Here is a 26,198-nt window from a genome sequence, read left to right on the forward strand (position 1 = left end):
GCGGGTTTAGATGCCGCGCAGTCTCAAGAAGGGACCCTTCGTTGACGGCCACCTCGTGAAGAAGGTGGACGCCCAGAACGAAGCCGGTACCAAGAACGTCATCAAGACCTGGTCCCGTCGCTCGATGATCATCCCCAGCATGCTGGGTCACACGATCGCGGTGCACAACGGCAAGACCCACGTCCCGGTGTTCGTCACCGAGTCCATGGTCGGCCACAAGCTCGGCGAGTTCTCGCCGACTCGCACCTTCCGCGGCCACGTCAAGGACGACCGGAAGTCGAAGCGCCGCTAAAGCGGGGTGGAACGACTATGACTTACACCGAAGGGACAACCATGGAAGCCAGGGCCCAGGCGCGGTACATCCGCGTCACGCCCATGAAGGCCCGCCGCGTGGTGGACCTCATCCGTGGCATGGACGCCACGGAGGCTCAGGCGGTCCTGCGTTTCGCTCCGCAGGCCGCGACCGTGCCGGTGGGCAAGGTGCTTGACAGCGCCATCGCCAACGCCGCGCACAACTACAACCACACGGACGCCTCCTCGCTGTTCATCAGCGAGGCGTTCGTTGACGAAGGCCCGACCCTGAAGCGGTTCCGTCCGCGCGCCCAGGGCCGTGCCTACCGGATCCGCAAGCGGACCAGCCACATCACCGTGGTCGTCAGCAGCAAGGAAGGTTCCCGGTAATGGGCCAGAAGGTAAACCCGCACGGGTTCCGGCTCGGCATCACCACCGACTTCAAGTCGCGCTGGTACGCCGACAAGCTGTACAAGGACTACGTCAAGGAAGACGTCGCCATCCGTCGGATGATGACGTCCGGCATGGAGCGCGCCGGCATCTCGAAGGTTGAGATCGAGCGCACCCGTGACCGTGTGCGCGTGGACATCCACACCGCTCGTCCGGGCATCGTCATCGGCCGTCGTGGCGCCGAGGCCGACCGCATCCGCGGCGACCTGGAGAAGCTCACCGGCAAGCAGGTCCAGCTGAACATCCTCGAGGTCAAGAACCCCGAGCTCGACGCTCAGCTGGTTGCGCAGGCCGTGGCCGAGCAGCTCTCCTCCCGCGTCTCCTTCCGCCGTGCCATGCGCAAGAGCATGCAGGGCACCATGAAGGCCGGCGCCAAGGGCATCAAGATCCAGTGTGGTGGCCGTCTCGGCGGCGCCGAGATGTCCCGGTCCGAGTTCTACCGCGAGGGCCGTGTGCCGCTGCACACCCTGCGCGCGAACGTGGACTACGGCTTCTTCGAGGCCAAGACCACCTTCGGCCGCATCGGCGTGAAGGTCTGGATCTACAAGGGCGACGTCAAGAACATCGCCGAGGTTCGCGCCGAGAACGCTGCGGCCCGCGCGGGTAACCGCCCGGCCCGTGGTGCCGGCGCTGGCGACCGTCCCGCCGGCCGTGGTGGCCGCGGTGGCGAGCGCGGCGGCCGTGGTGGCCGCAAGCCGCAGCAGGCTGCCGCTGCCGAGGCCCCCAAGGCCGACGCCGCTGCCGCCGCTCCGGCCGAGAGCACCGGAACGGAGGCCTGACCGACATGCTGATCCCCCGTAGGGTCAAGCACCGCAAGCAGCACCACCCCAAGCGCGGAGGCGTTTCCAAGGGTGGCACTGAGGTGGCATTCGGCGAGTACGGCATCCAGGCGCTGACCCCGGCGTACGTGACCAACCGTCAGATCGAGTCCGCTCGTATCGCCATGACCCGCCACATCAAGCGTGGCGGCAAGGTCTGGATCAACATCTACCCGGACCGTCCGCTCACGAAGAAGCCTGCCGAGACCCGCATGGGTTCCGGTAAGGGTTCCCCGGAGTGGTGGATCGCGAACGTGCACCCGGGCCGGGTCATGTTCGAGCTGTCCTACCCGAACGAGAAGATTGCGCGTGAGGCTCTCACTCGTGCGGCCCACAAGCTGCCGATGAAGTGCCGGATCGTCAAGCGCGAGGCAGGTGAGTCGTGATGGCGGCCGGTACCAAGGCGTCGGAGCTGCGCGAGCTGGGCAACGAGGAGCTCGTTGCCAAGCTGCGCGAGGCCAAGGAAGAGCTGTTCAAGCTCCGCTTCCAGGCGGCGACCGGACAGCTCGAGAACAACGGCCGGCTCAAGGCCGTCCGCAAGGACATCGCCCGGATCTACACCCTGATGCACGAGCGTGAGCTCGGCATCGAGACGGTGGAGAACGCCTGATGAGCGAGAAGAACGTGACTGAGAAGACCGAGCGCGGCTTCCGCAAGACCCGTGAGGGCCTGGTCGTCAGCGACAAGATGGACAAGACCGTCGTCGTCGCCGTTGAGGACCGCGTCAAGCACGCGCTGTACGGCAAGGTCATCCGCCGTACGAACAAGCTCAAGGCTCACGACGAGCAGAACGCTGCCGGTGTCGGCGACCGTGTCCTGATCATGGAGACGCGTCCGCTGTCGGCGAGCAAGCGCTGGCGCATCGTCGAGATCCTCGAGAAGGCCAAGTAATCACCTGAAGGGTTTCCTTCAGGTTCGTTCCGCCAGGCTCGGCCGGGGCCGCCCGCTTGAGGGCGCCCCGGCCGGGAACCGGCAGACAAACAGGAGATAGACGTGATCCAGCAGGAGTCGCGACTTCGCGTCGCCGACAACACTGGTGCCAAGGAGATCCTTTGCATCCGTGTTCTCGGTGGCTCGGGTCGCCGCTACGCGGGCATCGGTGACGTCATCGTCGCCACCGTCAAGGACGCGATCCCCGGTGGCAACGTGAAGAAGGGTGACGTCGTCAAGGCGGTCATCGTTCGCACCGTCAAGGAGCGCCGCCGCCAGGACGGCTCGTACATCCGCTTTGACGAGAACGCCGCCGTCATTCTGAAGAACGACGGCGACCCTCGCGGCACCCGCATCTTCGGCCCGGTCGGCCGTGAGCTGCGCGAGAAGAAGTTCATGAAGATCATCTCGCTCGCGCCGGAGGTGCTGTAAGCATGAAGATCAAGAAGGGCGACCTGGTCCAGGTCATCACCGGTAAGGACAAGGGCAAGCAGGGCAAGGTCGTCGCGGCCTTCCCCGGCGAGAACCGCGTCCTGGTCGAGGGTGTCAACCGGGTCAAGAAGCACACCAAGGCTGGTCCGAACCAGGCCGGCGGCATCGTGATCACCGAGGCCCCCGTCCACGTTTCGAACGTCCAGCTGGTCGTGGAGAAGGACGGCAAGAAGGTCGTCACCCGCGTCGGTTACCGCTTCGACGACGAGGGCAACAAGATCCGCGTTGCCAAGCGCACGGGTGAGGACATCTGATGGCTACCACTCCGCGTCTGAAGACGAAGTACCGCGAGGAGATCGCGGGCAAGCTGCGTGAGGAGTTCTCGTACGAGAACGTCATGCAGATCCCCGGCCTCGTCAAGATCGTCGTGAACATGGGTGTCGGCGACGCCGCCCGTGACTCGAAGCTGATCGACGGCGCCATTCGCGACCTCACCACGATCACCGGTCAGAAGCCGGCCGTCACCAAGGCCCGCAAGTCCATCGCGCAGTTCAAGCTGCGCGAGGGTCAGCCGATCGGTGCGCACGTCACCCTCCGTGGCGACCGCATGTGGGAGTTCCTGGACCGCACCCTGTCGCTCGCGCTGCCGCGCATCCGCGACTTCCGCGGCCTGTCCCCGAAGCAGTTCGACGGCCGTGGCAACTACACCTTCGGTCTCACGGAGCAGGTCATGTTCCACGAGATCGACCAGGACAAGATCGACCGCGTCCGGGGTATGGACATCACCGTGGTGACCACGGCGACCAACGACGCTGAGGGCCGCGCGCTCCTCCGTCACCTCGGCTTCCCCTTCAAGGAGGCGTAAGCGAGATGGCGAAGAAGGCTCTGATCGCGAAGGCTGCCCGCAAGCCCAAGTTCGGTGTGCGTGCGTACACCCGCTGCCAGCGCTGCGGTCGTCCCCACTCCGTGTACCGCAAGTTCGGCCTGTGCCGCGTGTGCCTTCGTGAGATGGCTCACCGTGGCGAGCTGCCGGGCGTGACCAAGAGCTCCTGGTAAACCCCTCTGTCCTCGGACAGTTGGGATTGCCGGTAACTCTCGGTAAGCATCTGGGTCGGCGGAGGCCCCTCCCCCATGCCGTAGGCTAGTGGGGTTGGGCGTCCGCCGCCCGCACGACTTACTACGCCGTAGGTCCCCGCACCGCACCCGTCCCGTCTCAGTACGGGGAGAGGGATGGCGCATACAGGAAACCCCGGCGAGAGAGGCCGAAGGCCAATTCATGACCATGACTGACCCGATCGCAGACATGCTCACGCGTCTGCGGAACGCTAACTCGGCGTACCACGACTCCGTCGTGATGCCGCACAGCAAGATCAAGTCGCACATCGCGGAAATCCTCAAGCAGGAGGGTTTCATCACCGGCTGGAAGGTCGAGGACGCCGAGGTCGGCAAGAACCTCGTCCTCGAGCTGAAGTTCGGCCCGAACCGCGAGCGCTCGATCGCCGGCATCAAGCGAATCTCGAAGCCGGGTCTGCGTGTTTACGCGAAGTCCACCAACCTGCCGAAGGTCCTCGGCGGCCTGGGCGTGGCGATCATCTCCACGTCCCACGGTCTCCTGACCGGCCAGCAGGCGCAGAAGAAGGGCGTGGGTGGGGAAGTCCTCGCCTACGTCTGGTAGTCGGGAACGGAGGAAAAGCTATGTCTCGTATCGGCAAGCTCCCCATCCCGGTTCCCGCCGGCGTGGACGTCACCATCGATGGCCGCACGGTCGCGGTGAAGGGCCCCAAGGGTCTCCTCTCCCACACCGTTGCCGCCCCCATCGAGATCGTTAAGGGCGAGGACGGCGTTCTGAACGTCACCCGTCCGAACGACGAGCGTCAGAACAAGGCCCTCCACGGCCTGTCCCGCACGCTGGTGGCCAACATGATCACCGGTGTGACCCAGGGATACACCAAGGCGCTCGAGATCAGCGGTGTCGGTTACCGCGTTGCCGCGAAGGGCTCCGCCCTGGAGTTCCAGCTCGGCTACAGCCACCCGATCCTGGTGGAGGCGCCCGAGGGCATCTCCTTCAAGGTCGAGTCGCCGACCAAGTTCTCGGTCGAGGGCATCGACAAGCAGAAGGTCGGCGAGGTCGCCGCCAACATCCGCAAGCTGCGCAAGCCCGACCCGTACAAGGCCAAGGGCGTCAAGTACGCGGGCGAGGTCATCCGCCGCAAGGTCGGAAAGGCTGGTAAGTAAAGCCATGGCATACGGTGTGAAGATCGCCAAGGGCGACGCTTACAAGCGCGCTGCGAAGGCGCGCCGCCACATCCGCATCCGCAAGAGCATCTCGGGTACGGCGGAGCGTCCGCGCCTCGTCGTGACCCGCTCGAACCGCGGTATCACCGCTCAGGTCATCGACGACCTCAAGGGTCACACCCTGGCGTCGGCGTCGCACCTGGACGCGTCGGTGCGCGGCGGCGAGGGTGACAAGTCCGCGCAGGCCAAGCAGGTCGGCGCCCTGGTCGCCGAGCGCGCCAAGGCCGCCGGTGTCGAGGCCGTCGTGTTCGACCGCGGTGGCAACAGGTACGCCGGGCGCATTGCCGCTCTGGCTGACGCCGCCCGCGAAGCCGGGCTGAAGTTCTAAGCCCCGGTTCCGGGACTAACGGACGTAACAGAGAGAGGTAATCCAATGGCTGGACCCCAGCGCCGCGGCAGCGGTGCCGGTGGCGGCGAGCGGCGGGACCGGAAGGGTCGCGACGGTGGCGCTGCCGCCGAGAAGACCGCCTACGTTGAGCGCGTTGTCGCGATCAACCGTGTCGCCAAGGTTGTGAAGGGTGGTCGTCGCTTCAGCTTCACCGCGCTGGTCGTGGTGGGCGACGGTGACGGCACCGTGGGTGTCGGTTACGGCAAGGCCAAGGAAGTTCCCGCGGCCATCGCCAAGGGTGTCGAGGAGGCGAAGAAGAACTTCTTCCGCGTCCCCCGCATCCAGGGCACCATCCCGCACCCGGTTCAGGGCGAGAAGGCCGCGGGCGTCGTCCTGCTGAAGCCTGCTTCCCCCGGTACCGGTGTTATCGCCGGTGGCCCGGTGCGCGCCGTTCTGGAGTGCGCCGGCGTTCACGACATCCTGTCGAAGTCGCTCGGCTCCGACAACGCGATCAACATCGTGCACGCGACCGTGGAGGCCCTGAAGGGCCTGCAGCGTCCCGAGGAGATCGCGGCCCGCCGCGGTCTGCCGCTCGAGGACGTCGCTCCCGCGGCTCTGCTTCGTGCGCGTGCAGGGGCGGGTGTGTGATGGCTCGCCTCAAGATCACGCAGACGAAGTCGTACATCGGCAGCAAGCAGAACCACCGCGACACCCTTCGTTCGCTCGGGCTGAAGCGCCTGAACGACGTGGTCGTCAAGGAGGACCGCCCCGAGTTCCGCGGCATGGTGCACACCGTCCGCCACCTCGTGACGGTTGAGGAGGTTGACTAATCATGGCTGAGACCAGCCCGCTGAAGGCCCACAACCTCCGTCCCGCCCCCGGCGCCAAGACCGCCAAGACCCGTGTCGGTCGTGGTGAGGCGTCGAAGGGTAAGACGGCCGGTCGTGGTACCAAGGGTACGAAGGCCCGTTACCAGGTTCCGCAGCGCTTCGAGGGTGGGCAGATGCCCCTCCACATGCGCCTGCCGAAGCTGAAGGGTTTCAAGAACCCGTTCCGCACCGAGTTCCAGGTCGTGAACCTGGACAAGCTGGCCGCGCTCTACCCGCAGGGTGGCGAGGTCACGGTGGCCGACCTGGTCGCCAAGGGTGCCGTTCGCAAGAACCAGCTCGTCAAGGTCCTGGGCCAGGGCGAGATCTCCGTGGCGCTGACGGTCTCGGTTGACGCCGTTTCCGCCTCCGCCAAGGAGAAGATTGCCGCCGCCGGCGGCTCCGTCACCGAGCTCGTCTAAGACGAACCCACGTGACAGATAGCTGAAAACCCGACCGGGGATGCCTCACATATGGGGCATCCCCGGTTGGTCGTTCCACGGGGGGCGCAGTCGCCGGTAAGGTGGCCTGCACCTTTGCTTGTACGTATTCGTCGAACCTCAGACCGTCACCTCTGACGCAGTAGCGCGGGGGTCGCAGGAGGCACCGTGCTCACCGCGTTCGCCCGGGCGTTCAAGACGCCCGACCTGCGCAAGAAGCTGCTCTTCACGCTCGGCATCATCGTGCTGTTCCGCCTCGGGTCCCACGTCCCGGTACCCGGCGTGAACTACAAGAACGTCCAGATCTGTGTCGACCAGGCCGGAAGCAGCAACGGCCTCTTCGGTCTCGTCAACATGTTCAGCGGCGGCGCACTGCTCCAGATCACGATCTTCGCGCTCGGGATCATGCCGTACATCACGGCGAGCATCATCCTGCAGCTGCTGACCGTGGTCATCCCGAAGCTGGAGACCCTCAAGAAGGAGGGCCAGTCCGGGACGGCGAAGATCACGCAGTACACGCGCTACCTGACGGTCGCGCTGGCCATCCTCCAGGGCACGGGTCTCGTCGCCACCGCCCGCACGGGCGCGCTGTTCCAGGGCTGCCCGGTCGCGAGCCAGATCGTCCCGGACCGGTCGATCTTCACCACCATCACCATGGTCGTCACGATGACCGCCGGCACCTGTGTCGTCATGTGGCTCGGTGAGCTGGTCACCGACCGCGGCATCGGCAACGGCATGTCGATCCTGATGTTCATCTCGATCGCCGCCGGCTTCATCGGTGCTCTGTGGCAGATCAAGCTCCAGGGCAAGATCGCCGACGGCTGGGTCGAGTTCGGTGTCGTGATCCTGGTCGGCCTCGCGATGGTCGCGCTGGTGGTCTTCGTCGAGCAGGCCCAGCGCCGCATCCCGGTGCAGTACGCGAAGCGCATGATCGGCCGCCGCGCATACGGCGGTACGTCGACCTACATCCCGCTCAAGGTGAACCAGGCCGGTGTGATTCCGGTCATCTTCGCCTCGTCGCTGCTGTACATCCCGGCGCTGATCGTCCAGTTCAGCGGGTCCACCGCAGACTGGGCGATCTGGATCCAAAAGCACTTCGTCAAGGGTGACCACCCGTACTACATCGCGACGTACTTCCTCCTGATCGTCTTCTTCGCGTTCTTCTACGTGGCGATTTCGTTCAACCCCGAGGAAGTTGCAGACAACATGAAGAAGTATGGTGGGTTCATCCCGGGTATCCGCGCCGGTCGACCCACCGCCGAATACCTGAGCTACGTGCTCAACCGGATCACCTGGCCGGGGTCGCTGTACCTGGGTCTGATCGCTCTAGTGCCGACGATGGCGTTGGCCGGCTTCGGAGCGAACCAGAACTTCCCGTTCGGCGGGACGAGCATCCTCATCATCGTGGGTGTGGGTCTGGAAACCGTGAAGCAGATCGAGAGCCAGCTCCAGCAGCGCAATTACGAAGGGTTCCTCCGCTGATGCGTATCGTCCTCGTCGGACCGCCCGGTGCGGGCAAGGGAACGCAGGCCGCGTTCCTTGCAAAGAACCTGTCGATCCCGCACATCTCCACGGGCGACCTGTTCCGGGCCAACATCAGCCAGAACACCGAGCTGGGCCGTCGCGCGAAGGCGTTCATGGACGCCGGTGAACTCGTCCCGGACGAGATCACCGTCGGCATGGCCAAGGACCGCATGGAGCAGCCGGACGCCGTGAACGGCTTCCTGCTGGACGGCTTCCCGCGCAACGTCTCGCAGGCCGAGGCGCTGGACGAGATGCTGCAGACCGCGGGCATGAAGCTCGACGCCGTCCTCGACCTGGAGGTCGAGGAGGACGAGGTCGTCAAGCGCATCGCCGGCCGCCGGATCTGCCGCAACAACTCCGCACACGTGTTCCACGTGGTGTACGCCGCCCCGAAGGCCGAAGGCGTCTGCGACGAGTGCGGCGGCGAGCTGTACCAGCGCGACGACGACTCCGAGGCCACGGTCCGGACCCGGCTGGAGGTCTACCACACGCAGACCGAGCCGATCATCGACTACTACAAGGCCCAGGGCCTGCTGGTGACGATCCCCGCCCTCGGCAAGGTCGAGGAAGTCACGCAGCGTGCGATGGACGCCCTGAAGAAGTAGTACCCCTGCTGTGCGTACGGCCGCGGTGTCCCCGGGACACCGCGGCCGTACTGTTGAGAAGACCCGGTTCAAAAGGTGGAAGGCACGTTCATGGTCCAGATCAAGACCCCCGAGCAGATCGCGAAGATGCGCGAGGCAGGGCTGGTCGTCGCCGCGATCCACGCGGCGACCCGTGAGGCGGCCGTTCCGGGCGCCACGACGCGGGATCTGGACATGGTCGCGCGCAAGGTGATCGCCGACGCCGGGGCCAAGTCGAACTTCCTGGGCTACGGCGGCTTCCCCGCGACCATCTGCACGTCGGTGAACGAGGTCGTCGTCCACGGCATCCCGGACGACAAGACGGTCCTGAAGGACGGCGACATCATCTCGATCGACGCCGGCGCGATCGTGGACGGCTGGCACGGCGACGCGGCCTTCACGGCCTTCGTGGGAAGCGGTCACGCTCCGGAGCTGCTGGAGCTCTCCCGGGTGACCGAGGAGTCGATGTGGGCCGGTATCGCCGCGATGAAGAACGGCAACCGCCTCGTGGACATCTCGAAGGCCATCGAGGGCTACATCCGCCGCCAGCCGCGGCCCGGGACCGGCAAGTACGGGATCATCGAGGACTACGGCGGCCACGGCATCGGGTCCGAGATGCACATGGACCCGCACCTGCTGAACTACGTCTCCCGCAAGCGGGGCAAGGGCATCCGGCTGGTCCCGGGCGTCTGCCTGGCGATCGAGCCGATGGTCTCCCTCGGAACCGCCCGGACGGAGGTACTGGCCGACGACTGGACGGTCGTCACCACGGACTCCACCTGGTCCTCGCACTGGGAGCACTCCGTCGCCCTGACGGAGGACGGCCCCATCGTCCTGACCAGCCCGGACTGCGGCAAGGCGAAGCTGGCGGAGTACGGGGTCACCACGGCTCCGGACCCCCTCGGTTAATGATCTAGACTCAGGGGCAAACTTTCCGGATTCGTCTTTCTGGGTGCCCTGACGTAGACTGACTCGTCGGCTTACGTGCATTCGCATGTCCGTGAGCCGATCAAGGTAGCCGATTCGAAAGGCGAAGCGTGGCCAAGAAGCAAGGTGCCATCGAGATCGAGGGCACCGTGATCGAGTCCCTCCCGAACGCCATGTTCAAGGTGGAGCTCCAGAACGGTCACAAGGTCCTCGCGCACATCAGCGGCAAGATGCGCATGCACTACATCCGCATCCTGCCCGATGACCGGGTCGTCGTGGAGCTCTCTCCGTACGACCTGACGCGTGGCCGGATCGTCTACCGATACAAGTAGATCTTGCTCTCACTCCTGCCTGGGCTGACGTCCCGGTGCGGGTGGTGGCACTGACCCGGAGAACCTTAAGAACATGAAGGTCAAGCCGAGCGTCAAGAAGATCTGCGACAAGTGCAAGGTGATCCGCCGTCACGGCCGGGTCATGGTCATCTGCGACAACCTGCGCCACAAGCAGCGCCAGGGCTGACGCACGCCGACCGACCTGCACTTCGCAGTTCTTCGCGCGACGTAAGAAAACGTACATACGCAGGACCCGCCCAGCCCCGCAGGGGGTCGGCGGCACCTCCGGCGGGGGCCGGGGACCCGGACGTACCACTGCTCACGGGCGGTCGGCGGTCGGGAGCGGTCTTGCGGAAGACCCCCGAACACACAGGAGCCATTGAATGGCACGCGTTTCCGGTGTTGACATCCCGCGCGAAAAGCGCGTGGAGATCGCACTCACCTACGTCTTCGGTATCGGGCGCACCCGGTCCAAGGAGATCCTCGCCTCCACCGGCGTGAACCCGAACACCCGCGTTCGTGACCTGTCCGAGGAGGACCTGGTCAAGATCCGCGAGTACGTGGACGCCAACCTCCGTACCGAGGGTGACCTCCGCCGCGAGATCCAGGCCGACATCCGCCGCAAGGTCGAGATCGGCTGCTACCAGGGTCTGCGCCACCGTCGTGGCCTGCCGGTCCGCGGTCAGCGCACCAGCACGAACGCGCGTACCCGCAAGGGCCCGCGTCGCGCGATCGCCGGCAAGAAGAAGCCGGGCAAGAAGTAGTCCTGTTCAGCGGTCTTGCGCTGTAGGACCGACCACCTCCCGTAGGAGTAAGAGATGCCCCCCAAGGGTCGTCAGGGCGCTGCCAAGAAGGTGCGCCGCAAGGAAAAGAAGAACGTCGCTCACGGCCACGCGCACATCAAGAGCACGTTCAACAACACGATCGTCTCGATCACGGACCCGTCCGGCAACGTGATCTCCTGGGCCTCCGCCGGCCACGTCGGCTTCAAGGGCTCGCGCAAGTCCACCCCCTTCGCCGCGCAGATGGCCGCCGAGTCGGCCGCCCGCCGCGCGCAGGAGCACGGCATGCGCAAGGTTGACGTCTTCGTCAAGGGTCCGGGCTCCGGCCGCGAGACCGCGATCCGCTCCCTCCAGGCCACCGGCCTCGAGGTCGGCTCGATCCAGGACGTCACCCCCACCCCGCACAACGGCTGCCGTCCGCCGAAGCGCCGCCGCGTCTGACGCAGCGACGCCTGTGCGTCCTTGAGAGTCCGGGCGGTACGTCCCCTTCGGGGGCCGTGCCGCCCGTACCCTTGCAGTACGGCTGTACCCGTACAGCACTTGTCGGGCGTCAAATAGTGGGCGTCCACGACTGAAGGAAAAAGACATGCTTATCGCTCAGCGTCCTTCGCTGACCGAAGAGGTCGTCGACGAGTACCGCTCGCGGTTCGTGATCGAGCCGCTGGAGCCGGGCTTCGGCTACACCCTCGGCAACTCCCTGCGCCGTACCCTCCTGTCCTCGATCCCGGGTGCCGCTGTCACCAGCATCCGCATCGACGGTGTCCTGCACGAGTTCACCACCGTGCCGGGCGTCAAGGAGGACGTGACCGACCTCATCCTCAACATCAAGCAGCTGGTCGTCTCCTCGGAGCACGACGAGCCGGTCGTGATGTACCTGCGCAAGCAGGGTCCCGGCCTGGTCACCGCTGCCGACATCGCGCCCCCGGCCGGTGTCGAGGTGCACAACCCGGACCTGGTCCTCGCCACCCTGAACGGCAAGGGCAAGCTGGAGATGGAGCTGACCGTCGAGCGCGGTCGCGGCTACGTCTCCGCCGTCCAGAACAAGCAGGTGGGCCAGGAGATCGGCCGTATCCCGGTCGACTCCATCTACAGCCCCGTGCTCAAGGTCACGTACAAGGTCGAGGCGACCCGTGTCGAGCAGCGCACCGACTTCGACAAGCTGATCGTCGACGTCGAGACCAAGCAGGCCATGCGCCCGCGCGACGCCATGGCGTCCGCCGGCAAGACCCTGGTCGAGCTGTTCGGTCTGGCCCGCGAGCTCAACATCGACGCCGAGGGCATCGACATGGGCCCGTCCCCGACGGACGCCGCCCTGGCCGCCGACCTGGCGCTGCCGATCGAGGAGCTGGAGCTCACGGTCCGCTCCTACAACTGCCTCAAGCGCGAGGGCATCCACTCCGTGGGCGAGCTCGTCGCCCGCTCCGAGGCCGACCTGCTCGACATCCGCAACTTCGGTGCGAAGTCGATCGACGAGGTCAAGGCGAAGCTGGCCGGCATGGGCCTGGCCCTCAAGGACAGCCCGCCCGGATTCGACCCGACCGCCGCCGCCGACGCGTTCGGCGCGGACGACGACGCCGACGCCGGCTTCGTCGAAACCGAGCAGTACTGATTTCCACCCGCCGCCGGCGGCTGAGGTCCTTGGCCTCAACCGCCGGCCGGGCTTGATCGCACTTTCCCGGGGCGTCCGCCCCGGGGGAACTGACACCGGTACCTGACACGGCCGGTGCAGATACGAAGGAGTAACACCATGCCGCGTCCCGCCAAGGGTGCCCGTCTGGGCGGCAGCGCCGCGCACGAGAAGCTTCTCCTCGCGAACCTCGCGAAGGCGCTCTTCGAGCACGGCCGCATCACGACGACCGAGGCCAAGGCCCGCCGCCTGCGTCCGGTCGCCGAGCGTCTGATCACCAAGGCGAAGAAGGGCGACATCCACAACCGTCGCCTGGTTCTCCAGACGATCACGGACAAGAGCATCGTCCACACGCTCTTCACCGAGATCGCCCCGCGCTTCGAGAACCGCCCCGGTGGTTACACGCGCATCACCAAGATCGGCAACCGTCGCGGCGACAACGCCCCGATGGCGGTCATCGAGCTCGTCGAGGCCCTGACCGTGGCCCAGCAGGCCACCGGTGAGGCCGAGGCCGCCACCAAGCGTGCGGTCAAGGAGGCCGAGGCCAAGGCCGAGGCCCCCGCCGAGGTCGAGGAGACCAAGGAGGCCTGATCCTTCGGGATCGTGCCTGCCTGATCGGCTCTGAACGGGCCCGCCCTTCCCGGGGCGGGCCCGTTCTGCATGAGGTGAAGAGCATGCGCTTGAGAGGATCGGTCACGTGAGTGACGAGGTGGAGCCCGGGCACGTCCGGGTAAGGCTGGACCTGAGTTACGACGGCACGCACTTCTCCGGCTGGGCGAAGCAGCGCACGCTGCGGACCGTCCAGGGCGAGCTGGAGTCGGCCCTGCAGACGGTGATGCGGCTGCCGTACCCGGTCGAGCTGACCGTGGCCGGGCGGACCGACGCGGGCGTGCACGCCCGCGGGCAGGTCGCCCAGTTCGACCTGGCCGAGGAGGTGTGGGCGGAGCACGGCGACAAGCTGCTGCGCCGCCTCGCGGGCAAGCTGCCGCACGACGTACGGGTCTGGAAGGTCGCCGAGGCCCCGGCGGGCTTCAACGCCCGGTTCTCCGCCGTCTGGCGCCGCTACGCCTACCGCGTGGGCGACCACTCCGGAGGCGTGGACCCGCTCCTGCGCAACCACGTGCTGTGGCATCCGTGGCCGCTGGACGTGGCCGCCATGAACGAGGCCGCCGTGGAGCTGCTCGGCGAGCACGACTTCGCCGCGTACTGCCGCAAGCGCGAGGGCGCCACGACGATCCGCACCCTCCAGCAGCTGAGCTGGGAGCGGGGCGGGGACGGGATCGTCACCGCGACCGTCCGCGCCGACGCCTTCTGCCACAACATGGTCCGCTCGCTGGTCGGAGCCCTGCTGCACGTCGGTGACGGGCACCGGACCGCGGACTGGCCCGGCAAGGTGCTGCGGGCCGCAGTACGGGACTCCTCGGTACACGTGGTCAAGCCGCACGGGCTGACCCTGGAGGAGGTCGGCTACCCGGCGGACGAGCTGCTGGCCGCCCGCAGCAGGGAAGCCCGGAACGTGCGCACGCTGCCGGCCGCAGGCTGCTGCTGACCGGCCGGACCCGTCGGCCCGTCGTCGGCCGTCGCCGCCCGTTATCCGTTTGGGCGGATCCCTCCCGGGCCGGGACAATGCCCCGCATGGGACATCTCGAAGCCAGCCACCTGGAGTACTACCTTCCCGACGGGCGGGTCCTGCTCCCCGACGTCTCCTTCCGCGTGGGGGAGGGGTCGGTGGTCGCGCTCGTCGGGGCGAACGGGGCCGGCAAGACCACCCTGCTGAAGCTGGTCTCCGGTGAGCTCCAGCCGCACGGCGGCGGCGTCACGGTCAGCGGCGGCCTCGGCGTGATGTCCCAGTTCGTGGGCTCCGTGCGGGACGAGACGACGGTACGGGACCTGCTGGTCTCGGTGGCCCAGCCGCGGATCCGGGACGCCGCCAGGGCGGTCGACCATGCCGAGCATCTGATCATGACGGTGGACGACGAGGCCGCGCAGATGGCGTACGCGCAGGCGCTCAGCGACTGGGCCGACGTCCGCGGGTACGAGGCCGAGACCCTCTGGGACGTGTGCACCACGGCCGCACTGGGCGTCCCGTACGACAAGGCGCAGTTCCGCGAGGTGCGCACGCTCTCGGGCGGTGAGCAGAAGCGGCTCGTACTGGAGGCGCTGCTGCGCGGGCCGGACGAGGTGCTCCTCCTCGACGAGCCGGACAACTACCTCGACGTCCCGGGCAAGCGGTGGCTGGAGGGGCAGCTGAAGGCCACCCGCAAGACGGTGCTCTTCGTCAGCCACGACCGCGAGCTGCTGTCCCGGGCCGCCGAGAAGATCATCAGCCTGGAGCCGAGCCCCACGGGCACGGACGTGTGGGTGCACGGCGCGGGCTTCGACACGTATCACGACGCCCGCAAGGAGCGCTTCGCGCGCTTCGAGGAGCTCAAGCGGCGCTGGGACGAGGAGCACGCCCGTCTGAAGGCGCTGGTGCTCCGGCTGCGCAACCAGGCCGCGAGCAGCCCCGACATGGCCTCGCGTTACCGGGCCATGCAGACCCGCTTCCAGAAGTTCGAGGAGGCCGGGCCGCCGCCGGAGCCGCCGCGCGAGCAGGAGATCCGGATGCGGCTGCGCGGAGGCCGCACCGGCGTGCGTGCGCTGACCGTGGAGAACCTGGAGCTGACCGGCCTGATGAGGCCGTTCTCGCTGGAGGTCTACTACGGGGAGCGGGTCGGCGTGCTCGGCTCGAACGGCTCGGGGAAGTCGCATTTCCTGCGGCTGCTGGCCGGCGAGGACGTGGCCCACACCGGGCAGTGGAAGCTGGGCGCCCGCGTGGTCCCCGGCCACTTCGCGCAGACCCACGCCCACCCGGAGCTCTTCGGCCGCACCCTTGTCGACATCCTGTGGACGGAGGCCGCGAAGGACCGCGGCGCCGCGATGGCCGTACTGCGCCGGTACGAGCTGGAGCGCCAGGGCGACCAGCCGTTCGAGAAGCTGTCGGGCGGCCAGCAGGCCCGCTTCCAGATCCTCCTGCTGGAGCTGGCGGGCACCACGGCGCTGCTCCTGGACGAGCCGACGGACAACCTGGACCTCGAGTCCGCGGAGGCGCTGCAGGACGGACTGGAGGCGTACGAGGGCACTGTGCTGTGCGTCACGCACGACCGCTGGTTCGCGCGCACATTTGACCGTTTCCTGGTCTTCGGTTCGGACGGTGTTGTGCGGGAGACTCGGGAACCCGTCTGGGACGAACGTAGGGTCGAGCGCGAGCGCTAGGGGGAGCCCGCCCCCGGGCGGTCGATCGGGGAGGCACAGTGCGGCTGCGGTCCGGTACCTGGCTCGGGAAACGGCACGACCCGGCGGTGCGGCGGGACGTGGCCGCCCGGCTGCTGGCTCCCGCTTCCCGCCCGTGGTTCGCCGGCATGCTGGTCGTGGTCCTCGGGATCTCCGTCGCCACCAGCCTGCGGTCGAACTGGGGCTCGGACAACGCCTTCGTCGTGAAGGCCGCCGAGACGCTGCTGGCGGGCGGCTCGCCGTACGAGGACAAGCGCTTCCTGTACCTGCCGAGCGCCGTGGTCATGGCGGTGCCGGAGGCGCTGCTGCCGACGCCGGTGCTGCGCTGGGTGCTGCCGCCGGTGATGTCGGGCCTGGTGGCCGCGGGCTGGTGGGCGGCGCTGCGGCTGTTCTCGGTGCCGGCCCGCTCGCGGTTCGCGGTCGGCGGGTTCGCCGTGCTGGCGCTGGCCTTGCGGCCGTACGTGAACCTCGTCCTGATAGGCAACTGGACCGCGGTCTCGGTGGCCGCCCTGCCGCTCGCCCTGCTGCTCGCGCACCGGCGCTCGTGGACGGCCGCAGGCCTGGTGGTGGGGCTGGCGATCGCCTGCAAGCCGATGCTGGTGCCGATCGGCCTGCTGTTCGTGCTGGCGCGCCGGTGGCGGGGGCTGGCGGTGGCCGTGCTGGTGCCGCTGGGGACGTCGCTGCTGGGCGCGCTGCTGATGCCCAGCCCCTCGCTGTTCTTCACCAAGACGCTGCCGTTCCTGCTCCGGGGGCAGGACGCGTACGCCCTGCCCTGGGACGCCTCGCCGATCGCGGTGCTGCCCCGGCTGGGAGTGCCGGTCCCGGTCGCGGTGGCGGTGGCGGGGCTGGGGGCGCTCGGCGGACTGTGGGCGGCCTGGCGGCGGTGGCGGCGGGAGGACGACCGGGACCGGGGCGAGCTGCGGCTGGCGGAGACGGCCTGCATGGTGATGCTGGCCGCATTCCTGGTGTCGCGGCCCTCCTTCGACCACTACCTCCTGGTGGTGCTTCCGCTGCTGCTGGCCTCGGGGGTGCGGGCGGGTTCGGCGGTGCGCTCCGGCTGGTTCTGGCTGGGGATGTTCCCGCAGGTCGCGGGGGTGCCGTGGCCCTCGGAGCTGGAGCGCAAGCGGCGGGCGTTCAAGGACTGCTTCACGCTGTGCGTGTGGGCGGCCGCCCTCGCGCGGCGGTGCCTGCGTCCGGCGCGGGTTAACCTGGAAGGCGTACGAACTGCAGGGACCCTTCCCGGGCCCGGAACAGAGCGCAACGCGGAGCCCGCCGAGGCGGGCTCCGGGCCTGCGTTTTGACCCTTCCAGGGCACGGTGGGTATCCTGCTGGTTCGTTATGCGTATTGGCTTGCTCATTCTCACGTGAAAGGGCCTTACGCCGGTCCACCGGGCCGATGACCAGCGGTACACACGGGTTGCGTCCCCGATGTGAACCAGGGCTGTCGTGATCGTCCGTGGTGGCCTTGTCAGGACCCTTCCCTTCGGGCCGCGAGGCTCGGGGGAGAACCCATCACTGAAGAAGCGAAGGCATACGACCGTGCGTACGTACAGCCCCAAGCCCGGCGACATCTCGCGCCAGTGGCTCGTCATCGACGCCCAGGACGTCGTCCTCGGCCGTCTGGCGACCCAGGCCGCTGCCCTCCTCAAGGGCAAGCACAAGCCGACCTACGCCCCCCACATGGACATGGGCGACTTCGTCATCGTCATCAACGCCGACAAGGTCCACCTGTCCGGCAACAAGGCGACCCAGAAGATGGCCTACCGCCACTCCGGCTTCCCGGGCGGTCTGCGCTCCGTGCGCTACGACGACCTGCTGGCGAACAACCCGGAGAAGGCCGTCGAGAAGGCCGTCAAGGGCATGCTCCCCAAGAACTCCCTGGGCCGTCAGATGCTCTCGAAGCTGAAGGTCTACTCGGGCGACCAGCACCCGCACGCTGCCCAGCAGCCGGTGCCGTTCGAGATCACCCAGGTCGCGCAGTAGTTCCGGCCACCCCCTAAGACGTAGAGAATTCTGAGGAGCATCGTGGCCGAGACCACCGCCGAGACCCCCGTCGACGAGTTCGAGGGCGTCGAGGAGTACACCACCGAGTCGGACGTCGTCGTCGAGGGCGACTACACCTCCGAGTCCCTTGCCGGTCGCTTCGGCGACCCCCAGCCGGCCGCCGGCCTGGGTCGTCGCAAGAACGCCATTGCCCGTGTCCGGATCGTTCCGGGCTCCGGCAAGTGGAAGATCAACGGTCGCACCCTTGAGGACTACTTCCCCAACAAGGTGCACCAGCAGGAAGTCAACGAGCCGTTCAAGCTGCTCGAGCTCGACGGTCGTTACGACGTCATCGCCCGCATCGCGGGTGGCGGCGTCTCCGGCCAGGCCGGCGCCCTGCGCCTCGGCGTGGCCCGTGCGCTGAACGAGGCGGACGTCGACAACAACCGCCCGGCGCTGAAGAAGGCCGGCTTCCTCTCCCGCGACGACCGTGCGGTCGAGCGCAAGAAGGCCGGTCTGAAGAAGGCCCGTAAGGCTCCGCAGTACAGCAAGCGTTAATCTGCGCCTGCTGTTCAGCAACGACCGCCCCGGCAGCACTCTCTGTGCTGCCGGGGCGGTTCGTTTACCGCCACAAGCGGCACATACCTGTCACCAGCGGTCTCAAGCGAAGCGCGATCTTGGGAGGACAACAGTGGGACAACTCTTCGGAACGGACGGTGTACGCGGCGTCGCCAACGCGGATCTGACGGCTGAGCTCGCGCTCGGCCTCTCCGTGGCAGCGGCCCACGTCCTGGGCGAGGCCGGCACCTTCGCGGGCCACCGGCCGACGGCCGTGGTCGGCCGCGACCCCCGGGCCTCAGGCGAATTCCTGGAGGCCGCGGTCGTCGCCGGCCTCGCGAGCGCGGGCGTGGACGTCCTGCGCGTCGGTGTGCTGCCCACCCCGGCGGTGGCGTATCTCACCGGTGCGCTGGGTGCCGACCTCGGCGTGATGCTCTCCGCCTCCCACAACGCGATGCCCGACAACGGCATCAAGTTCTTCGCCCGCGGCGGCCACAAGCTCGCCGACGAGCTGGAGGACCGGATCGAGGCCGTCTACGAGGAGCACCGCACGGGCGCCCCCTGGGACCGGCCCACCGGCGCCGGCGTCGGCCGCGTCTCCGACTACGACGAGGGCTTCGACAAGTACGTCGCCCACCTCATCGGGGTCCTCCCCAACCGCCTCGACGGGCTGAAGATCGTCCTGGACGAGGCGCACGGCGCGGCCGCCCGCGTCTCGCCCGAGGCCTTCGCCCGGGCCGGCGCCGAGATCGTCACCATCGGTGCCGAGCCCGACGGCCTGAACATCAACGACGGCTGCGGCTCCACCCACCTCGACCTGCTCAAGCAGGCCGTCGTCGAGCACGGCGCCGACCTCGGCATCGCCCACGACGGCGACGCCGACCGCTGCCTCGCGGTCGACGCCTCGGGCGCCGAGGTCGACGGCGACCAGATCCTCGCCGTGCTGGCCCTGGCCATGCGCGAGGCCGACACCCTGCGCGGGAACACCGTCGTCGGCACGGTCATGTCCAACCTGGGCTTCAAGCTGGCCATGGAGGCCGAGGGCATCCAGGTCGTGCAGACCGGCGTCGGAGACCGGTACGTGCTGGAGGCGATGAAGGAGCACGGCTACGCGCTGGGCGGCGAGCAGTCCGGCCACGTGATCATCCTCGACCACGCGACGACCGGCGACGGCACGCTGACCGGCCTGATGCTGGCCGCGCGCGTCGCGGCCACCGGCCGGTCGCTCGCGGAGCTGGCCGGTGTGATGCAGCGGCTGCCGCAGGTCCTGATCAACGTGCCCGACGTCGACAGGTCCCGGGTCGCCACCTCCGGCGAGCTGGCCGCGGCCGTCGCCGACGCCGAGCGCGAACTCGGCACCACCGGCCGGGTACTGCTCCGTCCGTCGGGTACGGAGCCCCTGGTCCGCGTGATGGTGGAGGCCGCCGACATCGACCAGGCCCGCACGGTGGCGGGCCGCCTCGCGGACGCCGTGAAGACGGCGCTCGGCTGAGCACAGGCGCTCCCCGAACGGGCTGCGGGAGCCGTGGCGCACCCGGCCGCCGGACCATCCGGTGCCGCCGGGTGCGCCACAGCGGTTTCCGGAGCAGGGCCACGGGCGTGGTGCGGACCGGCCGGCCGATCAGCGCGAGGACGGCGCCGGTCCGGTCGCACTGCATGACCATCCGCAGAGGGGGCGTGCGACGCCCGGTAGCGCCCGCGCGGACCGCGGGAGCGCGGTCAGAGCTTGCGCAGGCTGAGCTTCTGCACCTTGTGGTCCGGGCCCTTGCGGACGACGAGGGTGGCGCGGCCGCGGGTGGGGGCCACGTTCTCCAGCAGGTTGGGCTTGTTGATCGTCCGCCACATCGTCTGCGCGTACTCCAGGGCCTCCTCCTCGGAGACCTGCGTGTACTTGCGGAAGAAGGAGAACGGGTTCTGGAAGGCGGTCTCCCGCAGCTTCCGGAACCGGTTGAGGTACCAGCGCTCGATGTCCTCGGCGCGCGCGTCCACGTACACGCTGAAGTCGAAGTAGTCGGCGAGGCCGACCCGGGTGCGCCCGTCCTTGCCGGGGAGGGCCGGCTGGAGCACGTTCAGGCCCTCGACGATCAGGATGTCCGGGCGGCGGACGACGAGCCGCTCGCCGGGCACGATGTCGTAGATCAGGTGCGAATAGACCGGGGCGGTGACCTCGTCCTTCCCGGCCTTGATGTCGGCGACGAAGCGGGTCAGCGCACGGCGGTCGTAGGACTCGGGGAAGCCCTTGCGAGAGGTGAGACCGCGCCGCTCCAGCTCCTTCATCGGGTAGAGGAAGCCGTCCGTGGTGACGAGCTCCACGCGCGGGTGCTCCGGCCAGCGGGCCAGCAGCGCCTGGAGCAGGCGGGCCACGGTGGACTTGCCGACGGCGACGGAGCCGGCGACGCCGATGACGAACGGGGTGCCCTGCTGGCTGCCGTGGCCGGTGCCGCCCGCATCGCCGAGGAAGGTGTTGAGGGTGCCGCGCAGGGTGCTCGTGGCGCCGACGTACAGGTTGAGCAGCCGGGAGAGCGGCAGGTAGATGTCGCGGACCTCGTCGAGGTCGATGACGTCGCCCAGGCCGCGCAGCTGCTCGACCTCCTCGGCGGTCAGCGGCAGCGGGGTGCGCTCACGCAGGGCGCTCCACTCGGCGCGGGTGAGGTCGACGTACGGCGAGACCTCGGCCCGGCGGGGGGAGCGCTCGGACCGCTCGGGGCGCGTCATTGCGCAGTCCGGGTCGGGCGTGCTGCTTCGTGGCGGCGAAGTGATCACACCGCCATTGTCGTGGCTCGGGGCCTCCCGTGGGTGGTGGGGTCGGTCACGTGGCGGAGGCGCGGACGCTGCTTTCGGTCTCCATGGGATCACGATCGGCCACGAACGGGCGTTCGGGTGAGCGGGTGCCGGCGGTGGCGCGTAGATTGCTGATCATCGTGGCTCCGGCAGTCCCGTGGGGAGGGGATGCCGTGCGAGCCGTGCCGACCGTCATCGCATCACCCTGTGGGGGAGATTTTCGTGCGCAGAACCCTTGTCCGCCGTTCCGCCGTCGCGGCGTCCGCCGTCTCGCTGGCCCTGCTGGTCACGTCCTGCGGCTCGTCCGAGGGCAAGAAGGAGGACGCCGAGCCGTCCGCCCCCGCGGCCTCCGCCCCCGCCGCGGCCGCGGCCAAGGGCAAGACGGACGCCGAGCTGGCGCCCCTCCTGCTGACCCAGGCCGAGGCCCCCAAGGACAGCGTGGTCAAGACGCCCTCCGCGGCCCAGGTCGCGGCCCACGCGGCCACCACCGACAAGGCCGAGTGCAAGCCGATCGTCCAGGCCGCGTCGATGGCGCCCCAGGGCGCCTCCGCCGGTGTGGCCCGCATCCAGGTCGGCGGCACCTCCGGCAAGGCCGCCGACCCCAACGCGTCCGAGGCGGACAAGGCGAAGGCGGCCCTGGAGATGCTCGCCGGCGCCACCGGCACCTCCGTGACCCTGACCTCCTACGACGGCAAGGGCGCCGAGGAGGCGTTCACCGCCTTCAAGACCGCGGGCACCGCCTGCGCGGGCGGCTTCACGATGAAGCAGGGCGGCGAGAGCCTGAAGGTCGACAAGGTGGCGGCGGGCGACGCCGTCACGGCGGGCGACGAGGCCGCCTCCTTCCTCGCGGACTTGGGCGACGCCGAGACCCCGATGGCCGGGCAGCTGGTCGTGGTGCGCAAGGGCAACACCCTCGCCACGTTCTCGGTGCAGAACGTCGGCGGCAAGCCGGCGCTCCCGAAGGACGTCATCGACGCGCAGGTCAAGAAGCTCGGCTGAACCGCGAACCGGGGCGCACTGCGCCTGACCGGCCGTCAACCCCGTCCCGGCGCATTCGCCGGGGCGGGGTTTTCCGGCTTGCCCCAAAGTGCGGGGCAGGAGGCCGATCGCGGCGTACGCTGCGCCGTATGTGCGGAATTGTGGGTTACGTAGGAGCGCAGTCGGCGCTCGATGTGGTCATCGCCGGACTCAAGCGGCTGGAGTACCGCGGCTACGACTCGGCAGGCGTCGCCGTGCTCGCCGACGGGGAGATCGCCTCCGCCAAGAAGGCGGGGAAGCTGGTCAACCTGGAGAAGGAGCTGGTCGCGCATCCGCTGCCGACGGGCTCCACGGGTCTGGGGCACACGCGTTGGGCCACGCACGGCGGGCCCACCGACGCCAACGCCCACCCGCACCTCGACAACGCGGGCCGGGTGGCCGTCGTCCACAACGGCATCATCGAGAACTTCGCCGCGCTCCGCACCGAACTGGCCGAGCGCGGGCACCGGCTGGAGTCGGAGACGGACACCGAGGTCGTCGCCCACCTGCTGGCGGAGCGGTTCGCCGCCGCCGGGAACGACCTCGCGGAGGCCATGCGGCAGGTGTGCCGGCGGCTCGAAGGGGCGTTCACGCTGGTCGCGGTGCACACCGACGCGCCGGACACGGTGGTCGGCGCCCGTCGGAACTCCCCCTTGGTCGTGGGCGTTGGGGAAGGTGAGAACTTCCTCGCCTCGGACGTGGCCGCGTTCATCGCCCACACGCGGTCCGCGATCGAGCTGGGGCAGGACCAGGTCGTCGAGATCCGCCGCGACGGGGTCTCGGTGACCGGGTTCGACGGCTCGCCCGCGCAGGTGCGGGCGTACCACGTGGACTGGGACGCTTCGGCGGCCGAGAAGGGGGGATACGACTACTTCATGCTCAAGGAGATCGCCGAGCAGCCGAAGGCTGTCGCCGACACCCTCCTGGGCAGGATCGACGCGAGCGGCTCGCTGACCCTGGACGAGGTGCGCATCCCCGCATCGGTGCTCCGGGAGGTCGACAAGGTCGTCATCGTGGCCTGCGGCACGGCCTACCACGCGGGCATGATCGCGAAGCTGGCCATCGAGCACTGGACCCGCATCCCGTGCGAGACGGAACTGGCGAGCGAGTTCCGCTACCGCGACCCGATCCTGGACCAGCGGACGCTGGTGGTGGCGATCTCGCAGTCCGGCGAGACCATGGACACCCTGATGGCGCTGCGGCACGCGCGCGAGCAGGGGGCCAAGGTGCTGGCCATCTGCAACACGAACGGGTCGACGATCCCGCGGGAGTCGGACGCCGTCCTGTACACGCACGCCGGCCCCGAGGTCGCCGTCGCCTCCACCAAGGCCTTCCTGACGCAGCTGGTGGCCTGCTACCTGGTCGCGCTCTACCTCGGACAGGTCCGGGGCACCAAGTGGGGCGACGAGATCCAGGCGGTGATCCGCGAGCTGTCCGACATCGCCGCGGCCGTGGACGCCGTCCTGGAGACGATGGAGCCGGTGCGGGCGCTGGCGCGGTCCCTGGCCGACAAGAACACCGTGCTGTTCCTCGGGCGGCACGTCGGCTACCCGGTGGCGCTGGAGGGCGCGCTGAAGCTCAAGGAACTCGCCTACATGCACGCCGAGGGGTTCGCGGCGGGCGAGCTCAAGCACGGGCCGATCGCGCTGATCGAGAAGGACCTGCCGGTGGTGGTCGTCGTGCCGTCGCCGCGCGGGCGCTCCGTCCTGCACGACAAGATCGTGTCGAACATCCAGGAGATCCGGGCGCGCGGGGCGCGGACCATCGTGATCGCGGAGGAGGGAGACCGGGCGGTCGTCCCCTACGCCGACCACCTGATCCGCATCCCGGCCACGCCGACGCTGCTCCAGCCGCTGGTCGCGACGGTGCCGCTGCAGGTGTTCGCCTGCGAACTGGCGACCGCGCGGGGGAACGAGGTGGACCAGCCGCGTAATCTCGCGAAGTCCGTGACCGTGGAGTGAATGGGTAGTTCGTTGTGATTATCGGCGTGGGAATCGACGTTGCCGAGATCGACCGCTTCGGCGCGGCGCTGGAGCGGACGCCGGGCATGGCCCAGCGGCTTTTCGTCGAGTCCGAGTTGCTGCTGCCGAGCGGCGAACGGCGAGGAACCGCCTCGCTCGCCGCCAGGTTCGCCGCCAAGGAGGCACTGGCCAAGGCGCTTGGCGCGCCCGCCGGAATGCTGTGGACCGACGCCGAGGTGTACGTGGAGGAATCCGGGCAGCCGCGGGTGCGGGTGAGGGGCACCGTGGAAGCGCAGGCCGTGGCGCTCGGGGTGAAGTCCTTTCACATTTCGCTCAGCCATGACGCGGGCGTCGCCTCGGCGGTGGTCATCGCCGAGGCGTAGCGCAGCCGATCGCGCCGTGCGATCGGGCAGGCTGGACGCATGCGGACTGCTTACAGCGTGGAGAACGTACGGGCGGCCGAACGGGAGCTGATGGCCCGGCTCCCCGAAGGCGCCCTCATGCAGCGGGCCGCGGCCGGACTGGCCGCCGCCTGCGCCGACCTGCTGCCGAAGGTCTACGGGTCGAGGGTCGTGCTGCTCGTAGGGCCGGGCGACAACGGCGGCGACGCCCTGTACGCGGGCGCCCGGCTGGCCCGGCGCGGCGCCGGGGTGACCGCCGTGCCGATGGATCCGCAGCGGATGCACCCGGGCGGGCTGGCCGCGCTGCGCGCCGCCGGCGGGCGCGTCGCCGAGACCGTGCCCGAGCGGGCCGACCTCGTCGTGGACGGGCTGCTCGGCATCGGCGGCCGGGGCGGACTGCGGCCGGCCGCCGCCGCACTGGTGGAACGGATCCCGGCCGGGGCCGCCGTGGTCGCCGTCGACCTGCCCAGCGGGGTGGACGCGGACACCGGGGAAGTGGCCGGGGCCGCGGTGCGGGCCGATGTCACGGTCACCTTCGGGGCGCACAAGCCGGGGCTGCTGATCGACCCCGGCGCGTCGCTCGCCGGTGTGGTGCGGCTCGTCGACATCGGGCTGGAGTTCGAGGGCGCGGCCGTGGCCGGGTCCGGGGCCGGCCGCGGTCCCGGGCCCGAGGTCGAAGCCCTGCAGCACACCGACGTGGCGCGGCTGCTGCCCCGGCCCGCCGCCGAGAGCGACAAGTACCGTCGCGGCGTCGTCGGCATCGCCGCCGGATCGGCGCAGTACCCCGGCGCCGCCGTGCTCGCCGTGGCCGGGGCCCTGCGGGGCGGGGCGGGCGCCGTGCGGTACGTCGGCCCGGCCGCCGGCGAGGTCCTCGCCCGCTACCCGGAGACGCTGGTCGGGTGGGGCCGGGTCCAGGCATGGGTCGTCGGCCCCGGGCTCGGGGAGGGGCGCGGCGGGGACGTCGCGCGGGTCCTGGCCGACCCCGTGCCGGTGCTGGTCGACGCCGACGGGCTGCGCGGGGTCGGCCCGGAGGCGCTGCGCGCCCGGCCGGCGCCCACGCTGCTGACCCCGCACGCCGGGGAAGCGGCCGCGCTGCTGGGGGTACCGCGGGAGGCCGTGGAATCCGGGAGGCTGGCGGCCGTACGGGAGTTGGCCGGACGGTACGGGGCCGCGGTCCTGCTGAAGGGGTCGACGACGCTGGTGTACGACGGGCACGGGCCGGTGCGGGTGAACCCGACGGGCACACCGTGGCTGGCGACGGCGGGCAGCGGCGACGTGCTGTCGGGGCTCGGCGGGTCGCTGCTGGCGGCCGGGCTGCCGGCGGCGGATGCGGGGGCGGTGGCCGCCTATCTCCACGGGCTCGCGGCGCGGCTGGCCGCCGCGGGGGCTCCGGTCCTCGCGCACGAGGTGGCCGAGGCCCTGTCCGCCGCTTGGCGCAACGCGACCCGGGCCTGACCGGCCGGCGCCGCGGCTTCCGGGGCGGCCCCCGACGTGCCGCGCCTCAACGCCGGCGGGGCCGGTGCGGGCGGGGCCGAGCCGGGTGGGCCGAAGCGGGGCTG

At 69.2% G+C, this 26,198-nt stretch carries 36 protein-coding genes; 35 read left to right on the forward strand and 1 reads right to left on the reverse strand.

Annotated features, from left to right (window positions below):
* The first annotated feature begins 10 nt into the window (after positions 1-10).
* From rpsS to glmM, 31 genes are all read left to right on the forward strand, one after another.
* On the forward strand, positions 11-292 hold the full coding sequence (gene rpsS / locus HYE82_RS08370) for a 30S ribosomal protein S19 (protein WP_179173310.1): 282 nt from the start codon (positions 11-13) through the stop codon (positions 290-292).
* 41 nt (positions 293-333) lie between these two features.
* Complete coding sequence (rplV, locus tag HYE82_RS08375; RefSeq protein WP_179173311.1) at positions 334-681, forward strand: 50S ribosomal protein L22; 348 nt, start codon at positions 334-336, stop codon at positions 679-681.
* Complete coding sequence (gene rpsC / locus HYE82_RS08380) at positions 681-1,520, forward strand: 30S ribosomal protein S3 (RefSeq protein ID WP_179173312.1); 840 nt, start codon at positions 681-683, stop codon at positions 1,518-1,520. The genes rplV and rpsC overlap by 1 nt, the downstream gene beginning before the upstream one ends.
* A gap of 5 nt (positions 1,521-1,525) precedes the next feature.
* On the forward strand, positions 1,526-1,945 hold the full coding sequence (rplP, locus tag HYE82_RS08385) for a 50S ribosomal protein L16 (protein WP_179173313.1): 420 nt from the start codon (positions 1,526-1,528) through the stop codon (positions 1,943-1,945).
* Positions 1,945-2,169: a 50S ribosomal protein L29 gene (rpmC, locus tag HYE82_RS08390; protein WP_125540842.1), complete on the forward strand. Its 225-nt coding sequence runs from the start codon at positions 1,945-1,947 to the stop codon at positions 2,167-2,169. The genes rplP and rpmC overlap by 1 nt, the downstream gene beginning before the upstream one ends.
* Positions 2,169-2,450, forward strand: coding sequence for a 30S ribosomal protein S17 (gene rpsQ / locus HYE82_RS08395; RefSeq protein WP_079429300.1), 282 nt, complete (start codon positions 2,169-2,171; stop codon positions 2,448-2,450). Before rpmC ends, rpsQ begins: the two co-directional genes overlap by 1 nt.
* A 102-nt stretch (positions 2,451-2,552) precedes the next feature.
* Positions 2,553-2,921, forward strand: a complete 369-nt coding sequence (gene rplN, locus HYE82_RS08400) for a 50S ribosomal protein L14 (protein ID WP_003956455.1) — start codon at positions 2,553-2,555, stop codon at positions 2,919-2,921.
* Between the two features lie 2 nt (positions 2,922-2,923).
* Positions 2,924-3,235, forward strand: a complete 312-nt coding sequence (gene rplX, locus HYE82_RS08405) for a 50S ribosomal protein L24 (protein ID WP_179173314.1) — start codon at positions 2,924-2,926, stop codon at positions 3,233-3,235.
* On the forward strand, positions 3,235-3,786 hold the full coding sequence (rplE, locus tag HYE82_RS08410; protein WP_179173315.1) for a 50S ribosomal protein L5: 552 nt from the start codon (positions 3,235-3,237) through the stop codon (positions 3,784-3,786). The genes rplX and rplE overlap by 1 nt, the downstream gene beginning before the upstream one ends.
* Positions 3,787-3,791: 5 nt before the next feature.
* Positions 3,792-3,977 (forward strand): type Z 30S ribosomal protein S14, encoded by a 186-nt coding sequence (locus HYE82_RS08415; protein ID WP_003956452.1) that lies wholly within the window; start codon positions 3,792-3,794, stop codon positions 3,975-3,977.
* Positions 3,978-4,197: 220 nt separating this feature from the next.
* The gene (gene rpsH, locus HYE82_RS08420) at positions 4,198-4,596 is read left to right on the forward strand and encodes a 30S ribosomal protein S8 (RefSeq protein WP_042812335.1); all 399 of its coding nucleotides are present in this window, start codon (positions 4,198-4,200) and stop codon (positions 4,594-4,596) included.
* Between the two features lie 20 nt (positions 4,597-4,616).
* On the forward strand, positions 4,617-5,156 hold the full coding sequence (gene rplF / locus HYE82_RS08425; RefSeq protein ID WP_114053744.1) for a 50S ribosomal protein L6: 540 nt from the start codon (positions 4,617-4,619) through the stop codon (positions 5,154-5,156).
* 4 nt (positions 5,157-5,160) lie between these two features.
* Positions 5,161-5,544: a 50S ribosomal protein L18 gene (rplR, locus tag HYE82_RS08430; RefSeq protein ID WP_179173316.1), complete on the forward strand. Its 384-nt coding sequence runs from the start codon at positions 5,161-5,163 to the stop codon at positions 5,542-5,544.
* Positions 5,545-5,589: 45 nt separating this feature from the next.
* Positions 5,590-6,192, forward strand: a complete 603-nt coding sequence (gene rpsE, locus HYE82_RS08435) for a 30S ribosomal protein S5 (protein WP_179173317.1) — start codon at positions 5,590-5,592, stop codon at positions 6,190-6,192.
* Positions 6,192-6,374 carry a 50S ribosomal protein L30 gene (rpmD, locus tag HYE82_RS08440; RefSeq protein WP_005313525.1) on the forward strand — a complete coding sequence of 61 codons (183 nt, stop codon included), beginning with the start codon at positions 6,192-6,194 and terminating at the stop codon, positions 6,372-6,374. Before rpsE ends, rpmD begins: the two co-directional genes overlap by 1 nt.
* 2 nt (positions 6,375-6,376) lie before the next feature.
* Positions 6,377-6,832, forward strand: a complete 456-nt coding sequence (rplO, locus tag HYE82_RS08445; RefSeq protein WP_179173318.1) for a 50S ribosomal protein L15 — start codon at positions 6,377-6,379, stop codon at positions 6,830-6,832.
* Positions 6,833-7,018: 186 nt separating this feature from the next.
* The gene (gene secY, locus HYE82_RS08450) at positions 7,019-8,332 is read left to right on the forward strand and encodes a preprotein translocase subunit SecY (protein WP_179173319.1); all 1,314 of its coding nucleotides are present in this window, start codon (positions 7,019-7,021) and stop codon (positions 8,330-8,332) included.
* On the forward strand, positions 8,332-8,979 hold the full coding sequence (locus HYE82_RS08455; RefSeq protein ID WP_179173320.1) for an adenylate kinase: 648 nt from the start codon (positions 8,332-8,334) through the stop codon (positions 8,977-8,979). Before secY ends, HYE82_RS08455 begins: the two co-directional genes overlap by 1 nt.
* A gap of 90 nt (positions 8,980-9,069) precedes the next feature.
* Positions 9,070-9,906 (forward strand): type I methionyl aminopeptidase, encoded by an 837-nt coding sequence (map, locus tag HYE82_RS08460; RefSeq protein ID WP_179173321.1) that lies wholly within the window; start codon positions 9,070-9,072, stop codon positions 9,904-9,906.
* Positions 9,907-10,034: 128 nt separating this feature from the next.
* Positions 10,035-10,256: a translation initiation factor IF-1 gene (gene infA / locus HYE82_RS08465; RefSeq protein WP_003956442.1), complete on the forward strand. Its 222-nt coding sequence runs from the start codon at positions 10,035-10,037 to the stop codon at positions 10,254-10,256.
* A 73-nt stretch (positions 10,257-10,329) separates the two neighbouring features.
* Entirely contained in the window at positions 10,330-10,443 is a 114-nt protein-coding gene (gene rpmJ / locus HYE82_RS08470; RefSeq protein WP_003956441.1) for a 50S ribosomal protein L36, read from the forward strand.
* 196 nt (positions 10,444-10,639) lie between these two features.
* Entirely contained in the window at positions 10,640-11,020 is a 381-nt protein-coding gene (gene rpsM, locus HYE82_RS08475) for a 30S ribosomal protein S13 (protein ID WP_179173322.1), read from the forward strand.
* A gap of 54 nt (positions 11,021-11,074) precedes the next feature.
* Positions 11,075-11,479: a 30S ribosomal protein S11 gene (rpsK, locus tag HYE82_RS08480; RefSeq protein ID WP_003956432.1), complete on the forward strand. Its 405-nt coding sequence runs from the start codon at positions 11,075-11,077 to the stop codon at positions 11,477-11,479.
* Between the two features lie 145 nt (positions 11,480-11,624).
* On the forward strand, positions 11,625-12,647 hold the full coding sequence (locus tag HYE82_RS08485; RefSeq protein ID WP_003956430.1) for a DNA-directed RNA polymerase subunit alpha: 1,023 nt from the start codon (positions 11,625-11,627) through the stop codon (positions 12,645-12,647).
* 138 nt (positions 12,648-12,785) lie between these two features.
* On the forward strand, positions 12,786-13,256 hold the full coding sequence (gene rplQ, locus HYE82_RS08490) for a 50S ribosomal protein L17 (protein WP_179173323.1): 471 nt from the start codon (positions 12,786-12,788) through the stop codon (positions 13,254-13,256).
* A gap of 106 nt (positions 13,257-13,362) precedes the next feature.
* Complete coding sequence (gene truA, locus HYE82_RS08495; protein ID WP_179173324.1) at positions 13,363-14,214, forward strand: tRNA pseudouridine(38-40) synthase TruA; 852 nt, start codon at positions 13,363-13,365, stop codon at positions 14,212-14,214.
* 86 nt (positions 14,215-14,300) lie between these two features.
* Complete coding sequence (locus tag HYE82_RS08500) at positions 14,301-15,920, forward strand: ABC-F family ATP-binding cassette domain-containing protein (protein ID WP_179173325.1); 1,620 nt, start codon at positions 14,301-14,303, stop codon at positions 15,918-15,920.
* A 38-nt stretch (positions 15,921-15,958) separates the two neighbouring features.
* Positions 15,959-17,239 carry a glycosyltransferase family 87 protein gene (locus tag HYE82_RS08505; protein ID WP_309144238.1) on the forward strand — a complete coding sequence of 427 codons (1,281 nt, stop codon included), beginning with the start codon at positions 15,959-15,961 and terminating at the stop codon, positions 17,237-17,239.
* Between the two features lie 238 nt (positions 17,240-17,477).
* The gene (rplM, locus tag HYE82_RS08510; RefSeq protein WP_125540835.1) at positions 17,478-17,921 is read left to right on the forward strand and encodes a 50S ribosomal protein L13; all 444 of its coding nucleotides are present in this window, start codon (positions 17,478-17,480) and stop codon (positions 17,919-17,921) included.
* 42 nt (positions 17,922-17,963) lie between these two features.
* Positions 17,964-18,479, forward strand: coding sequence for a 30S ribosomal protein S9 (rpsI, locus tag HYE82_RS08515; RefSeq protein WP_179173326.1), 516 nt, complete (start codon positions 17,964-17,966; stop codon positions 18,477-18,479).
* 133 nt (positions 18,480-18,612) lie between these two features.
* Positions 18,613-19,971: a phosphoglucosamine mutase gene (gene glmM, locus HYE82_RS08520; protein ID WP_179173327.1), complete on the forward strand. Its 1,359-nt coding sequence runs from the start codon at positions 18,613-18,615 to the stop codon at positions 19,969-19,971.
* A gap of 227 nt (positions 19,972-20,198) precedes the next feature.
* Here the strand turns inward: glmM and coaA are convergent, their stop codons facing one another.
* Complete coding sequence (coaA, locus tag HYE82_RS08525) at positions 20,199-21,194, reverse strand: type I pantothenate kinase (protein WP_179173328.1); 996 nt, start codon at positions 21,192-21,194, stop codon at positions 20,199-20,201.
* Between the two features lie 288 nt (positions 21,195-21,482).
* Here coaA and HYE82_RS08530 point away from each other — a divergent pair, with 288 nt between their 5' ends.
* The 4 genes from HYE82_RS08530 (at position 21,483) to HYE82_RS08545 (ending at position 26,094) form a co-directional block, all read left to right on the forward strand.
* Positions 21,483-22,259, forward strand: a complete 777-nt coding sequence (locus HYE82_RS08530) for a hypothetical protein (protein WP_309144239.1) — start codon at positions 21,483-21,485, stop codon at positions 22,257-22,259.
* Positions 22,260-22,387: 128 nt separating this feature from the next.
* Positions 22,388-24,238 (forward strand): glutamine--fructose-6-phosphate transaminase (isomerizing), encoded by a 1,851-nt coding sequence (glmS, locus tag HYE82_RS08535; protein WP_179173330.1) that lies wholly within the window; start codon positions 22,388-22,390, stop codon positions 24,236-24,238.
* A 14-nt stretch (positions 24,239-24,252) separates the two neighbouring features.
* Positions 24,253-24,621 carry a holo-ACP synthase gene (locus tag HYE82_RS08540; protein ID WP_179173331.1) on the forward strand — a complete coding sequence of 123 codons (369 nt, stop codon included), beginning with the start codon at positions 24,253-24,255 and terminating at the stop codon, positions 24,619-24,621.
* Positions 24,622-24,660: 39 nt separating this feature from the next.
* A complete protein-coding gene (locus tag HYE82_RS08545) occupies positions 24,661-26,094 on the forward strand; it encodes an NAD(P)H-hydrate dehydratase (RefSeq protein WP_179173332.1) in 1,434 nt (477 codons plus the stop codon).
* Positions 26,095-26,198: the final 104 nt, after the last annotated feature.

Source organism: Streptomyces sp. BR123 (genome assembly GCF_013401435.1).
Taxonomy (GTDB): Bacteria; Actinomycetota; Actinomycetes; order Streptomycetales; family Streptomycetaceae; genus Streptomyces.